This window comes from Acinetobacter sp. V102_4 (assembly GCF_031799005.1).
In the GTDB taxonomy this organism is placed as follows: Bacteria; Pseudomonadota; Gammaproteobacteria; order Pseudomonadales; family Moraxellaceae; genus Acinetobacter; species Acinetobacter calcoaceticus.
Map to the genome: position 1 here is coordinate 1 of NZ_JAVQNR010000003.1, position 12,694 is coordinate 12,694.

General features: G+C 38.6%; 18 protein-coding genes and 3 pseudogenes. 14 read left to right on the forward strand and 7 right to left on the reverse strand.

The genetic code is table 11. The annotated features are described in order from the left end of the window. The first annotated feature begins 63 nt into the window (after nt 1-63). The 5 genes from RMB13_RS00175 to RMB13_RS00195 all read left to right on the forward strand — a co-directional run bounded on the left by RMB13_RS00175 (nt 64) and on the right by RMB13_RS00195 (nt 3,417). Nucleotides 64-762, forward strand: a complete 699-nt coding sequence (locus RMB13_RS00175) for a hypothetical protein (RefSeq protein ID WP_311084071.1) — start codon at nt 64-66, stop codon at nt 760-762. A 60-nt stretch (nt 763-822) separates the two neighbouring features. Next, on the forward strand, nt 823-1,152 hold the full coding sequence (locus RMB13_RS00180) for a hypothetical protein (RefSeq protein WP_311084072.1): 330 nt from the start codon (nt 823-825) through the stop codon (nt 1,150-1,152). A 92-nt stretch (nt 1,153-1,244) separates the two neighbouring features. Further along, on the forward strand, nt 1,245-1,538 hold the full coding sequence (locus tag RMB13_RS00185) for a hypothetical protein (protein WP_311073657.1): 294 nt from the start codon (nt 1,245-1,247) through the stop codon (nt 1,536-1,538). A 55-nt stretch (nt 1,539-1,593) separates the two neighbouring features. Then, entirely contained in the window at nt 1,594-2,631 is a 1,038-nt protein-coding gene (locus RMB13_RS00190) for a DUF932 domain-containing protein (RefSeq protein ID WP_311084073.1), read from the forward strand. 183 nt (nt 2,632-2,814) lie between these two features. Next, nucleotides 2,815-3,417 (forward strand): chromate transporter, encoded by a 603-nt coding sequence (locus RMB13_RS00195; RefSeq protein WP_311084074.1) that lies wholly within the window; start codon nt 2,815-2,817, stop codon nt 3,415-3,417. 420 nt (nt 3,418-3,837) lie between these two features. On the opposite strand, the gene RMB13_RS00200 is transcribed toward RMB13_RS00195, so the two are convergent. Beyond that, nucleotides 3,838-4,260: a hypothetical protein gene (locus RMB13_RS00200; protein WP_311084075.1), complete on the reverse strand. Its 423-nt coding sequence runs from the start codon at nt 4,258-4,260 to the stop codon at nt 3,838-3,840. A gap of 97 nt (nt 4,261-4,357) precedes the next feature. On the opposite strand from RMB13_RS00200, the pseudogene RMB13_RS00205 reads away from it, so the two are divergent. The 5 genes and pseudogenes from RMB13_RS00205 to RMB13_RS00225 all read left to right on the forward strand — a co-directional run. Beyond that, nucleotides 4,358-4,763, forward strand: a pseudogene (locus tag RMB13_RS00205) (hypothetical protein); the annotation flags it as partial. 320 nt (nt 4,764-5,083) lie between these two features. Further along, nucleotides 5,084-5,383 (forward strand): hypothetical protein, encoded by a 300-nt coding sequence (locus RMB13_RS00210; protein WP_311073651.1) that lies wholly within the window; start codon nt 5,084-5,086, stop codon nt 5,381-5,383. Nucleotides 5,384-5,690: 307 nt separating this feature from the next. Continuing rightward, nucleotides 5,691-6,026 carry a type II toxin-antitoxin system HicB family antitoxin gene (locus RMB13_RS00215; protein ID WP_311073650.1) on the forward strand — a complete coding sequence of 112 codons (336 nt, stop codon included), beginning with the start codon at nt 5,691-5,693 and terminating at the stop codon, nt 6,024-6,026. 832 nt (nt 6,027-6,858) lie between these two features. Then, nucleotides 6,859-7,077: a hypothetical protein gene (locus tag RMB13_RS00220; RefSeq protein WP_281833930.1), complete on the forward strand. Its 219-nt coding sequence runs from the start codon at nt 6,859-6,861 to the stop codon at nt 7,075-7,077. A gap of 151 nt (nt 7,078-7,228) precedes the next feature. Continuing rightward, the gene (locus RMB13_RS00225; RefSeq protein WP_311073646.1) at nt 7,229-7,360 is read left to right on the forward strand and encodes a hypothetical protein; all 132 of its coding nucleotides are present in this window, start codon (nt 7,229-7,231) and stop codon (nt 7,358-7,360) included. Nucleotides 7,361-7,430: 70 nt separating this feature from the next. Here RMB13_RS00225 and RMB13_RS00230 read toward each other — a convergent pair whose 3' ends face one another. Then, nucleotides 7,431-7,646: a hypothetical protein gene (locus tag RMB13_RS00230; protein ID WP_311073644.1), complete on the reverse strand. Its 216-nt coding sequence runs from the start codon at nt 7,644-7,646 to the stop codon at nt 7,431-7,433. Between the two features lie 90 nt (nt 7,647-7,736). Here RMB13_RS00230 and RMB13_RS00235 point away from each other — a divergent pair. Beyond that, a pseudogene (locus tag RMB13_RS00235) lies at nt 7,737-8,048 on the forward strand (putative metallopeptidase); the annotation flags it as partial. Between the two features lie 22 nt (nt 8,049-8,070). Further along, nucleotides 8,071-8,340 (forward strand): hypothetical protein, encoded by a 270-nt coding sequence (locus RMB13_RS00240; protein ID WP_311084076.1) that lies wholly within the window; start codon nt 8,071-8,073, stop codon nt 8,338-8,340. A gap of 47 nt (nt 8,341-8,387) precedes the next feature. Here the strand turns inward: RMB13_RS00240 and RMB13_RS00245 are convergent, their stop codons facing one another. The 5 genes and pseudogenes from RMB13_RS00245 to RMB13_RS00265 form a co-directional block, all read right to left on the reverse strand. Next, the gene (locus RMB13_RS00245; RefSeq protein WP_311084077.1) at nt 8,388-8,606 is read right to left on the reverse strand and encodes a hypothetical protein; all 219 of its coding nucleotides are present in this window, start codon (nt 8,604-8,606) and stop codon (nt 8,388-8,390) included. Nucleotides 8,607-8,721: 115 nt separating this feature from the next. Next, nucleotides 8,722-8,862, reverse strand: a complete 141-nt coding sequence (locus RMB13_RS00250) for a hypothetical protein (RefSeq protein ID WP_311084078.1) — start codon at nt 8,860-8,862, stop codon at nt 8,722-8,724. A gap of 22 nt (nt 8,863-8,884) precedes the next feature. Then, the gene (locus RMB13_RS00255) at nt 8,885-9,184 is read right to left on the reverse strand and encodes a helix-turn-helix transcriptional regulator (RefSeq protein ID WP_409070781.1); all 300 of its coding nucleotides are present in this window, start codon (nt 9,182-9,184) and stop codon (nt 8,885-8,887) included. 476 nt (nt 9,185-9,660) lie between these two features. Next, nucleotides 9,661-9,846 carry a hypothetical protein gene (locus tag RMB13_RS00260; RefSeq protein WP_311073623.1) on the reverse strand — a complete coding sequence of 62 codons (186 nt, stop codon included), beginning with the start codon at nt 9,844-9,846 and terminating at the stop codon, nt 9,661-9,663. 95 nt (nt 9,847-9,941) lie between these two features. Beyond that, a pseudogene (locus tag RMB13_RS00265) lies at nt 9,942-10,631 on the reverse strand (alkane 1-monooxygenase); the annotation flags it as partial. A gap of 702 nt (nt 10,632-11,333) precedes the next feature. On the opposite strand from RMB13_RS00265, the gene RMB13_RS00270 reads away from it, so the two are divergent. After that, the gene (locus RMB13_RS00270) at nt 11,334-11,714 is read left to right on the forward strand and encodes a VOC family protein (RefSeq protein ID WP_311073620.1); all 381 of its coding nucleotides are present in this window, start codon (nt 11,334-11,336) and stop codon (nt 11,712-11,714) included. 306 nt (nt 11,715-12,020) lie between these two features. Then, nucleotides 12,021-12,221, forward strand: coding sequence for a hypothetical protein (locus tag RMB13_RS00275; RefSeq protein WP_311084080.1), 201 nt, complete (start codon nt 12,021-12,023; stop codon nt 12,219-12,221). The last annotated feature ends 473 nt before the right edge of the window (nt 12,222-12,694 follow it).

Below are 12,694 nucleotides of genomic sequence, written 5' to 3' on the forward strand. Positions count from 1 at the left end.
TACATATTACCCCAGTGAAGGCAGCCCTAAAGCGCCGTATATCCTCTATTTCAAGGTAATGATATGAATATGATAAAGAACAGCACTAACTCAACTAAAAAGATATCACCGTTATATTGGTTGTTAACTGTAGTGATGATGGTTGTACTGATTGCAGGCGGTATTTTATTTAATCAACATCAAAAACGACAAACTGAACTTCAGTTAGCACAATTAGCTTTAGAACAATCTAAGGTACAAAATCAATCTGCCACAACACAAGCAGCATCAGAACCCGCTGAATCAGGTTTCACCGGAATTGAAAGTATGGTGGAAAACCCGGAATCAGAATCTACTCATTCACAAGCTGAGGACGAAGTGGTTGCAGGTGCAATAGCAGCTGTTGATCAGGCAAAAGCACAAGATGCGAATATAGGAAAGCTCAGTTCAGAAGTAGATGCTGAGTATCATGAAGGAAAAACCTTAAGCTCCAATGCTTCTCGCTATGGCTTAAAGCCAATCAAAACTGCGCCTAGTGATTTAAAGTCAACCATCCCGAATATTGATCAAATGCTAGCGTCACACCTCATGAATGTATGGGGCCGTTCAAGTCCGGATCAGGTGAGTAAGCGAGTAGAAGGATGGAGCCAGCAAGGCAATACCATGACCTATCGTGCTGCATGGGATTCTGACCGTTATCAATGTACTTGGTATGTGGTGAGTTGGGATAAGAACAGCAATCAAGTCCTTAACGAAGGATACCAGTCATGTTTTGGTCACTAACTTAAATAGCCTTTTAGTATTTATTGAATGATTACTTTTATTTACATCAGAGAAAAGATTATGAACTTTATTAAATTTATCACTTGTGGAATTTTAAGCCTTTCAATCAGTTCTATAGCTTTTGCTAAAACTGAGCAAATTACACTTAAAGCCAATGTCTATTACGGAGAAGAATCAGTTGTATTTCCAACTACTAAAGGCGAAGTCATTTTAAATAGTTACGCTATACCAGCCAAAGTCGTTCCACAAGTTAAACCTTTTAAGAAAGGTCAATGTTTAGAAATCAAATCGAAACATGGCTTCTTTAAAGACACTGGAGATGGGCAATATATTGAAAGTATCAAACCTTGTACCAAGAAAGGTTTAGCGACTCCAAAAGTCACTCGTTAATCAGACATTCATCTAAAACGACATAAAGCTCAATCAAACCACAAGCATTTGCTTGTGGTTTTTTTATGCCTTTTATTTAGGAGGATAACTAAATGCATCAATGTCCTTACTGCCATTCGCGACATCTGAAATTACTACGACAGTCGGAGCAAACCCACCAAAGTGTATTTGCAAAACTTTCATCTTTCTCACCGATGTCTCTCGCAGCAGCCTGTATGCAATTGTCAAAGCGCAGTCCTATTCACCCACTAGTCGGTGGCTTTGTTGGTTTAGTTGTAGGGGGCATGTTTCTGCTCTACGTCCAGCATCAAGACAACACGGTGATGTTGCATTACCAGTGTGAGCAATGTCTGGAACACTTTGAAATCAAACAGTCGAGTTTTTAGTAACTCTTATTTTTACAAAATTCAAATTATTAAAATTAATTAAAGGAAATCAATCATGGCACATCAAGTTGAATCAATGGCATTCGTTGGTCAAACCCCTTGGCATGGTTTAGGGAATCAACTGATCCGAAACCAACCTATAGAAGTATGGGCACAGCAGGCGGGTATGGACTGGCGAATTGAATCATCCAATGTCAGCTATATGGCAAAGAATGAACGTGGACAAAGCATCATCATGCCGTATGAAGATCAGAGAGTCCTTTATCGGTCAGATACTCATGAACCGCTCTCGGTTGTGAGTCAGCGCTATCAGGAGGTACAACCGATGGAGATATTAAACTTCTATAAAGACCTGACAGAACAATCAGGGTTTGAATTGGAAACAGCAGGAGTACTCAAAGGTGGCCGTAAGTTCTGGGCACTGGCTAGGACAGGACAATCGGCAGCGTTAAAAGGAAAAGATGTTAGCAATGGCTATATTTTATTGGCTACGGCCTGTGATGGCACATTGGCCACCACGGCACAATTCACCAGTGTTCGAGTGGTATGTAATAACACCTTGAGTATTGCGATACGAGGACAAAACAGTGGAGAGGGTGTAGTAAAAGTACCGCACAGTACCAAGTTTGATGCAGAAAAGATCAAGCAGCAGCTGGGTATTTCTATTAAAACCTGGGATGAGCATATGTATGAAATGAAGCAGCTCAGCCAGCGTAAGGTAACTCAGCAGGAAGCTGCGGCTTACTTTGATGCGGTGTTTAATAACACAACTTTGAGTGTCACAGACCAAGAAGAAAGTATTATTCAGTACTATCTTAAAGCAGCATCCATGGACAAAAAATCAAACTCCAAATCTGAACCAAATGGCCGCGCCATGTCGAAGGCTATGGAAATGTTCAATGGGCAGGGGCGGGGAGCTGAGTTAAGTTCAGCGAAAGATACGGCTTATGGTCTGCTTTGTAGTCTTACCGAATATATTGATCATGAGCGGCGTGCGATTTCAACGGATCACCGAATGAATTCAGCATGGTTTGGTGCTGGAGCCAATATCAAACAACGCGGGTTAGAACAGGCATTAAGAATGGTGTCTTGATATAACATCTATTCATTTTACTTTAGGCTTGATGATTTAGCCTAAGTCTATCAATGACATTTCGTCTTAAAATTAAGTATATCTTCCGGCATATCTACAAAGGTGTGCTTTTAAAATTTAGGAGAAACGTAGTTATTAGTGAGACTAGCACTAGCTTTACTAAGCCAGTGCTAGCTTATATTAATGAAAGTTACATTGATTTTTTTCTTTAGTTTACTGCCGATATTGCCTTTATTGGTCTCAATCACTCATAACCATCTCATCATGTTGATAGATAGTTTTTATAGGGCTGGGGCATTGGTTTTTGGTGGTGGGCATGTTCTATTACCGCTTTTACAGGCATCAGTGGTCGGTGAGGGGTGGGTTACCAATGATACTTTTCTAGTGGGTTATGGTGCAGTACAGGCTGTACTTGGTCCCTTATTCACTTTTGCTGCATATCTTGGGGCTGTTGCCCAACCCGCACCCAATGGCTGGTTAGGTGGAGTTATTACCCTAATCGTGATTTTTTTGCCTGCATTTCTGCTTGTGTTTGGTGTAGTACCTTTCTGGCAGAAAATACGTCATTATCCTGCTGTACAACGTGCAATGATGGGAGCTAATGCTGTGGTCGTCGGTATCTTGTTGGCGGCGTTTTATCATCCAGTTTGGACGAGCGCGATACTGAGACCTATTGATTTTGCCTTAGCCGTAACGGCATTTTTGTTATTGACGTTTTGGAAATTACCACCTTGGCTTGTAGTTTTATTGGGTGCATTGGCAGGCATTGTAACGGTACAATTCTAATGAGAAAGCGATAACTTACTAGGATGAATATTCCTATATTCTCAAAGAGCTAGTGATTGTTTAGGCTAAGACTAGTTCTGGTTTGTTTTGTACAGTAATGAAGCGATGGAGAAAACGTACGGGCAAAATAGCTTAAAGAAGTGCTTCTATCATCCTTACGATGGTCCCCACGATCTTTAGAAGAGTTATCGGCTGAAAGCCCATTTAATTATAATTTAATTAGGGAAACAAAGTCATAAAATGGATGTTTTTAACTTATTGAAAACCTGAAACTTATTGAAATTTTGAAAATTAGCTCGACTCTGAAAATATTACGTTACTCATATTTTAAAATCTAGCTAATTTTTGATTTAATCATTATGAAAAGCTGCACTAACTCATTGATAGAATGCTGATAATTAATATATAATAATTCCGCTTTTATCTTAAGTTCCAATCAGCCACAACATCTTTGCTGTTAAATTCGAATGTCAATGCATTACCCGAATGATCAACACTACCTGAAACTTTCTTTGAAGCTTTGCTTAAATCCTCTGCATTGTTTTGCGCAATACCAATTGTATTAAGCACATTATCCGCACCTGGTATATAGCCGGAGATTGACGAACTAAATGATCTAATTCTATCAGATTTTCGATATGTCCATGATGATGAATTGCTACCAGTATACTGCTCATCAGGAACTCCATAAATTGATTGAATTTCTGATTTTGTTGTTTTGTTTTTAATTACATGTGAGTTTATGTAGGCTGCACTGTATTTGTTTTCTCCCAAAGAGGTTCCCAATGAAGAGCAAGATGCCAAGATAATAGAAAAAATAACACATAAGATGATCTTCACCATCATTTATCTCCCAAGTTGATTGTTATCAATATTGATTTGATCTTCTTTGCCTTGGCTTTGAAAGTTTTACTTAAGTTTGTTTAGTGGGTGCTTTGTAATGACATCAATGAGCCTTGCTGATTACCGTGAATTATTTCCAGTTCAGAAAGATAAAAAACGCCGTTCAGCAAAGCAAGGAACCAGACAGCCGAGTGAAGGAGATACGGTTTTAGCAACACACTTAAGAGCCTGCGGAATCGATTTTGAGCAAGAATATGAATTCCATCCAAAACGCAAATGGAGAGCTGATTTTCTGATTATAGGTGCAAAGATTCTGGTTGAGGTCGAAGGCTGTATTTGGATGGCTGGAGGTGGACGCCATACGAAGGGGGAAAGATTATATCGGGGACATGGAAAAATACAACGAAGCAGCAATGATGGGTTTTACAGTTTTATGGTTCAGTACAGAGCAAGTGAAGTTGGGCGTGGCAATTAAACAAGTTGAGCAATTGGTAGGTAAAAAATGGATCAAAGTTGTTGTGATGTTCTATGTTGAATTTAAGTCAGAAGAGACTATCGCTAAGAAGCTTAGCATATCTGAATTCGCTGTAGCGCGTGATAAGATGCTAGGAATGGTTCGCCTCGCTACTAAATATCAATTTAAAAGTCGCTTATAGGAGCTTGAAAGTCAGGGTGTACTTTGATGTTATAGTGACCTTAGTGTGTGGCTCACTGACTTATTCAAAGCTCATCAAATGATGGGCTTTTTTATGGGCATTTGAAATTGGATTTTTAATGAATAGGGGGATTAGAATGGCAAAAAAGAAATCTAGTGGGAACGGTTATGAGAAAAATTATATTAATCTGCTTGATTGCTTTTGGAACTGCTGGGTGTACATCCAATGAACTTCAAGAAACTCAGTCAGATATAGAGCCTATTAAAAGTACTTATTGTCTTCCCATTGAGGCAGAAAAACTTTTAGGTCAACTTGTTCTAAGTGAAGACGATTTAAAAAGAAGAACTAATGCTGGAGTTATTCTAATCTCTTATAGAGGTGAACCTGTTAGTTCAGATTTGCGATATGATAGGTTGAGCATTGTGATAAATAGCGAATCAAAGATCATTTATGCAGCTTGTGTTTAAGGTTGGAACTATATCTAGAAGAGATCTTGGGTATTGCAATTTAATATTATTTTTATCACAAATTATTAAAATACAGGGAATTACTAGAGAAACTGGGAAATGTTAAGAATACATCTCCTTATAAAGACTTGGCGATTTTACTGAATCAACTTGGTTATGACAAGCGAGAAATGGCTAGATTAAGAATACGTTTCTTTAATACCATAACTAAAAGTATGATTTTATTGCATAGGCCGCACTCCGAGAATGAAATTAAGGGTGGTGCTTTAAAGGCCGTCAAGCAAGCACTGAAACAGGAGGGTTTGTTATGAGTTATTTAAAATACAAAGGTTATCTTGGGACGATTGAGCCAGATATTGAAACAGGTGAATTATTCGGCAAGTTAGCTTTTATTCGTGATTTGGTTACATATGAAGCGGAAACATTAAAAGAACTTGAAAGGGAGTTTCAATTTTCTGTGGATGGGTATTTAGCATCATGTGCGGAATTGGGTAAGTCTCCTGAACAACCACTTAAAGGAACGTTCAATGTGTGTATCCCTCCTGAATTGCACCGTAAAGCTGTGATGGCTGCAGGTGATAGTAGCTTGAATGCATTTGTTAGTGAAGCAATCAGTGAAAAGTTGGTGCGATTATACGATTAGATGCTTGACTGTACAGCACGCTTTGTCTACATCTTTGATACGGTGAGGAAGTTATAAGTGTTGCACCTATTTGATTTTTAAGCTCGCCAAAAAGTGGGCTTTTTTGTTGCAATGAAAAATGTTTTCCAGCTAGGAAACTTTAAGTGAAATAAGTTACGTGTTTTGCGATTACATGTGTAATTTGTGATGAAGTTTGCATTTATTGAATGGTTTTTTAGGCATTTCTCGCTTATGATGTGAATGGATACTTATTTTATTCACATGAGTTTATGCCCGTAGCCATCCGTAGATGCGGGCTTTTTTAATTATTGTATTTAAAATACTACAGATAACAAGAACCCTCAATGATCAGCGCAAATGTCATAAGGGGAAGTCTACTCAATGAGTAGGCTTTTTTATTCTGGATATAAAAATAAAAGAACTCGGCACTTTGGGGATGCCGAGTTCCGGTTGAGCTGAACTGGATAAACACTTTTGAGGAGAGAATGATGCTGATCAGTCACGTATCAGAACATTTGCCAGTTCAAGAACAAATTATCAAGATATAATTTATTGCACAAGATAGCAACTTATGCAAAATACGTGTAATACGTCACAAAATTTTGCACATATTAACTTACATCTTATAATTATTGGATGGGTGCAGTATTGAAAATCATTTTAGGTGTTCGTTGTGTATAGTCTTTTATTAAAGTATTAATTACTTTACAAGAGAGGTTGAAGGCTATGATATATCCTTTGGGAAGGAAGCTAGAAATTTTATGAATAAACTCAAGAGCCATTAAGTAGACTGGTCTGATACTATCTGGATGAAGGGCTAAGGAGTGGGATTATGATTTTAAGTTTTTTAAAGGAAGATTATCTTAAGCAAGGGACGAAGCCATCTCAACTTTTAATCAGCTATGATATTTATTATGAAATTTTAAAGGGAGATGGAGCTATACAAAGTTGTTATAAGTTAGATAAGGATGGAAAACTAGGGATCGATATTTGTGGGTGTCAAGTTTATGTGGTGGATTACCTTGATTCACCCTTTAAGTGGTTAGTTTAAACCATTCAATCTTTGCTGATCCATCCTTAGTAACTTTAATTCAGCAAAACCCCGCTAAATATCGATTATTGGCGGTTTTTTTTCTTTTATATCATTTCATTGTAAATAAATATGAGGATCCCATTATTGTGAATGGGTGACGGAGTTGGTTATGAGTAAATTAATGAGTGCAAAAGAACGTGCGGATGCGTTGGAAGGATATATTGGTGAAGACCTAGATAATAGTATTGATACACTTTATGATTTTGTCCATGTACAGCGCATTAAAAAGGTTGTTGTATAAATTCAGGAAGACAAGCTTCCTGAATTTGAAAAGCACTTATTTAAATTTTTCAAGAAGCATGGTTATAAGGCTATGATCGATTCTTAGCATTCTTGATCTCTTGTAGTACTTTGGGATCTATTTTCATAGCTTTCTTTTGGGCTTTAAAAGTAACTTCAATTTCTTTTAATGCTTGAATATAGGTTGAAATTAAGAATGATGCATCAATTACAGAATCCTTACTTTCATTAGCAATTTTAATTTTAGTTAACTCTAAAGCTAGAATTTCTTTAGTTTCAGTTTTCATGTTTTCTCCAATATTTATAGATAACTAAGATCAATGTTGGCACAAAGTCTTAATTTCATAATATCAGGGAAAGTATGCTTGGGCTTGAATATGAATGAGCTTGGTTTTTCTTTTTCAGTTAGACCAATACCGCCTGATTGGATTTTTGAATTAGATCCCCCCAATTTTGCATCAGTACCTGAAATGTGGGATTGGATAAGATGGGTATTTTTAGATCCAAAATGTCAAATGTTTAACCCCGACCATATACATTTGCGGTCATTTCGTTATCTGAATATTGTCGTGACTAGATCTGGCTTTAGTAAACAAGGTCATCAGGTCATTGGCACCACTGAAAAAATCATGATCAATGCAGGTGGCTGGGAAAAAGAGCGGCAAGAGGAACAATACATTCAATGGTTCAGATGCTCATGTTGTTGAGTATTTGACAGATCAATGGAGCGTAAAGCTTGATGATTTAGCCAAAAAATGGCAACACAGCGTCGTGCTGCCCGTATTGCATCAGATCAAGCATAAGCTCATGCCGGAATATGAGAGTGCTAGACGGCAAGAGCTTGGCATTAAGAAGGCTATTTGGCTGCATTCTCATGCTGGGGAAAACCAAGACCCTCACACGTTGCTGCACATGGAAAAACCTTTGATGTGGTTAAGGGCATGTATTTGCATGGCCAGTGGGTTAAACCTGGGCAATTGATACTGTTGCCGGCGGTAGAGAGCATGTTCTCGTTGCATGAGCCGACCTTAGGCCCAAAGCCAGTTAAGAGGCAATGACCACCAGCACATGCCGCCCAGTACCAGTTGTACATCTTTGGCGCGTACGCGTGCGGCCGTACGTGTACGCGCCCATTCCCATCCAGACATGAGTCCGATCTTGCAGTCTAGGGTTTGGCATGTGACAACACCATCGTCATCACCTCCAACATAAAAATTTTGTTCCCACGGTTGGGATATCCTTGTCATGCAGGTGTACCAAACCATTGGGTTCTGCCAAGAGATAAGTACCGTAGGTGTGATTGCCTCTTATAGATAGAAAGCCACCTGCAATGATGACCTCCAACTCTCTTGCCAAATCTCATCAATTGAAATGGCCTGCCATCGATAGGCGTAGGAGTAGTGCGCAAGATGGGTGAGTAGACATTCGGGGAGGTAAGGCTTCAGGAACGACAATAATTTCTGGCGTGTGCTCACGATAGGCATCGCGAATCAGTGCTTCCACATGGATCAGATTGGCGTCCACATTACCGAGCATTAAGGTGGGCTGTACAACGGCGATCTTTAGTCATAACATACTCTAGAGATTTTTGGGGGGGTAGGCGTAACATTGAAGGGGTTTTTCCTGTAATGCGTTTAAACGTGCGCGCAAAGTTTGCTGAACTACTGAACCCAAGAATTTGTGCGATCTCTGCGATCGGTTTTTGTGAGTGTTTAATTAGCTCTTTGGCGTAGGCAATGCTGACCTCATCTAGCAACTGTCTGAACGTTGTCCCTTCCTCTGCCAGTATACGATACGATATTTTTTCAGCTTGCCTGCGATGAATTCCGTATTGATGATCCGCTGCTCATCCAGTGACAGGCACAGTAATTGTCTGATTTGCTGACTCATTGGTTTATTGTGATTTTTCTGAAGCCTTGTGTAGAGCTCTGCTTCTAGCAGGCGCTGCAAAGTAGGACTTTGAATAAGAGGGGTACTTCACATTAGCACCTTTGTGATGACGATGCTATTTTTAGCAGCCTCATCTTGAACGCGTACTTGGAAAAATTCTTCATATAACTTTTTTCATAGGTTAATGTATGGGCAAATTTGACACAGACATCGTCCATAGGTGTAAGCATGAACAGCATGATGCTATGTAGAGCACCCATTACTAATTCTGTGAAAAAGTATTCTGATCACCAAAGTCCGTGACCTTTTTAAATTTACATAGACCTAATTACCTAACCCAGCATACCATGCGCGGGAACGCATCAAGTATTTGGAATATTGCCGGACGATCAGGCCTGCAGTACTGTTGAGTCAAGGTATATAAGCTTCTAGGAACTGCTCACCATTGATCGTGCTGCTCTCATTGAGTAGTTCCTCATGACTTACACGACATTGTCGATGGAAACCTAGCAGATCACCTCCATTTGATCGAATCAGCGCATCACATACATCCAGATATTGAATCGGAAACTGTAAGGATTTTAGTGGAACTATCATGGTGTCAATCTAAGCATACGAGTTAAGTCCGCAAAAAAATCGCCTTGGAGTCTGTGGCCATATGAACACGATCACATTACATTAAACAAGCAATTTCATGTCCCTTTGTCGACAAGAAGCTCTTTCTTACCAAGTTTGGTGAAGATTCTCATCAGGGCTTTCTGATTAACATTTGCTTTGCTCAGATCACCTTGGTAATGATCAAACACGCGTTGATCCATGAGCTTGAACCACCAAGCCGGAATAATAGCAGGTAGGATTAGTTTAGCATAATCACTTGGGAGCTGGGGTACATTGTCAAAATGTCGCAATGCCTGAAAGCCGCGAGTTGGGTGGGCATGATGATCTGAGTAACGCTGTATTTGATATAAAAACAGATTGGTCACCATATACTATTCCAGCTGTATTCTGGCATGGTACGTTCATACTGACCATTGGGAAGCTTTTGGTGTAGCAATCCATAATGTTCTACATAATTGATGACTTCAAATAAGGTAACGCTGTAAAGTGCCTGAGTGATTTGGAACGGAATGACATGGCGCCCAAACAAAGCAATCAATCCAGCGTGGAAGGCTACACTCATTGCCGAATCTTGCAGCAGCTCATTGTCCAAAGACCACCAGCCCGCGCTAGGCGTTTTTTTCAATTTGGATGGCTGATTTGATGCTGCTAATGATTGAGCGTGGTAGGAATTGTCAGAAAGGCTCTCCCAACTGAGCAGAGGCGGCATCCTCTGGGGTCGCGACATGCTTATGGTGCCCATAGGGATGCTCTACCAGGAAGTGGGTAGAGGTAAAATATACCTTGATATTCATATCCTGTGATTTCCGCTATGCTTTTCGCATGCAAGGAGGTGAATTTTACAATTCTGACTAGGCAAGTAGTTTCTTTTATTAGATCAAATTTTGATATTCTATTGGTGTCACATACATTCAATTTATGTCATCTTTGTTAATTTCAGTGAAAAAATGCACCACTTTAGCTTAGCTTTTTCGTATTTGATGCATTAGATATAACTCCTATCGTACCGGCATTCTCAGTTGCTGTTTTTTCTTACTTCTTATTTGGAGCATCTTGTTCTCTATGTGGTTATGATAGGAATTGGCTTGGATTTGACTATTCAAGCCCTAAATAGCTTTACGTTTAAGCGCAGAAATTTGATTGATTTTTACCCCAAGGGTTATCCACAGGAATTGTGGATAGTTTCAGAAGTGTGACCGTTGAGAAATCAGGAAAACTTCTAGTTTTGGTTATTTATTGATCTATTTTGTGGTGAAAAGATATCAGAACTACTCAAAAACGAAGCGATTTGGAAGCAAGTCGCTTTTTACAGATGAATGACCATTTTTTAATATGTTAAGATTTTGATTTATGAACTAGATTTGAGGGGAACATTAGTTAAATAGATAAAAGTTATGGTTTTTTATATACTAGTTTCTGTGGTAACTTAATTTTAACTATTGATTCTATAAGTGAAAAGTAAATATATGAGCAATCCTATTAGTTGGTTTGAAATTTATGTTAATAATATTCAAAGGGCTAGAATATTCTATGAGACCGTTTTTAAAATTAAACTTACAGATTTTTATAATCCATTGATCTCAAATGAGATACAAATGAAACATTTTCCCTTTGATATGCATGGATATGGTTCTACTGGAGCATTGGTGCAAAGGAATGATATTCCTGCTGGTGGTAATAGCAGTATTGTTTATTTTTGTAGTGAAAATTGTGAAATTGAAGAAATGCGAATTGAAGAGTCTGGTGGAAAAATTTATCAAACAAAAACTTCAATTGGGGAACATGGATTTACAGTTTTAGCTATAGATACTGAAGGCAATTTATTTGGTATTCATTCTATGAAGTAAAAGTATTAATAATTAAAATAAGATTGATTAAGTTGTAATTTTAGATAAACATAAGCTAAATGCTTGAATTTTTCCTTTTCGTATCAATATCATAAAGTACATCGTTATAGGGCCCAGCATACCGGAACGGCTCTTTCTTCATTTAACAGGAAGCAGTTTTTAATCAAGCATATCCCAGTCTAGGTCGATGCCCCTGATGGACTCGATTACTAGCTGTTACGGTCCAGACGTAGAAATGGATGGGGGATTCACGAGAATCAAGTTGCATCAGTTAAGTATGGTCTGTAGTTGCTGGCAAAATGGAAGATGAACCTTAAAGCCAAGAATAAAGATCCTGAGCTCAAGCCTGCCGTAGATGAGGTTTTATTACTACTTAATACCAAATCTGGAGTGCGTCAGGAAATGATGGCTTTGTTAAATGCCTGTGAAGTGTTGAAGCCATCGGTTGGTGTATTGGTCATGGATGTTGCTATCATCATGGGGGTAACAATGTTAATCAATTATTGACGGGTATCTCCTAATGCAGCAAATACTCTATAGTATGTTATTAACTTTCTTTGCGATACCAGCGTTTGCATATAGTCCAAAGTTGGTACTACCCGGGATTATAGATAACATAGGACAAGCTTATATTGATGAGGAGTCCTAAAAATACTAACTAAAGAGTTAATAAGTATGGTTGTTCATGAGAAATATAATCAACCGATAAGGGATGACTTTGCATCAAGTTACAAGACTATATATTAGACAAGTAATTGTTGAATGTATAAATAAAATTATTGCTGAAGACAAGGTTGGCTATTTTTCAGGGCAAACACCAAACTCTAGCCTCATTACTATATATGAGAGTTTCCTAGTTTTCGTTGTGCCTGATGATACTAAGGCTAGGAGCAATCTTATGCCAAGATTTAGCTCCTGACGATATGCTAATCATATTCAATAGTTACAGTAGCCATTGCACGTACTTTACCGGCAGTTAC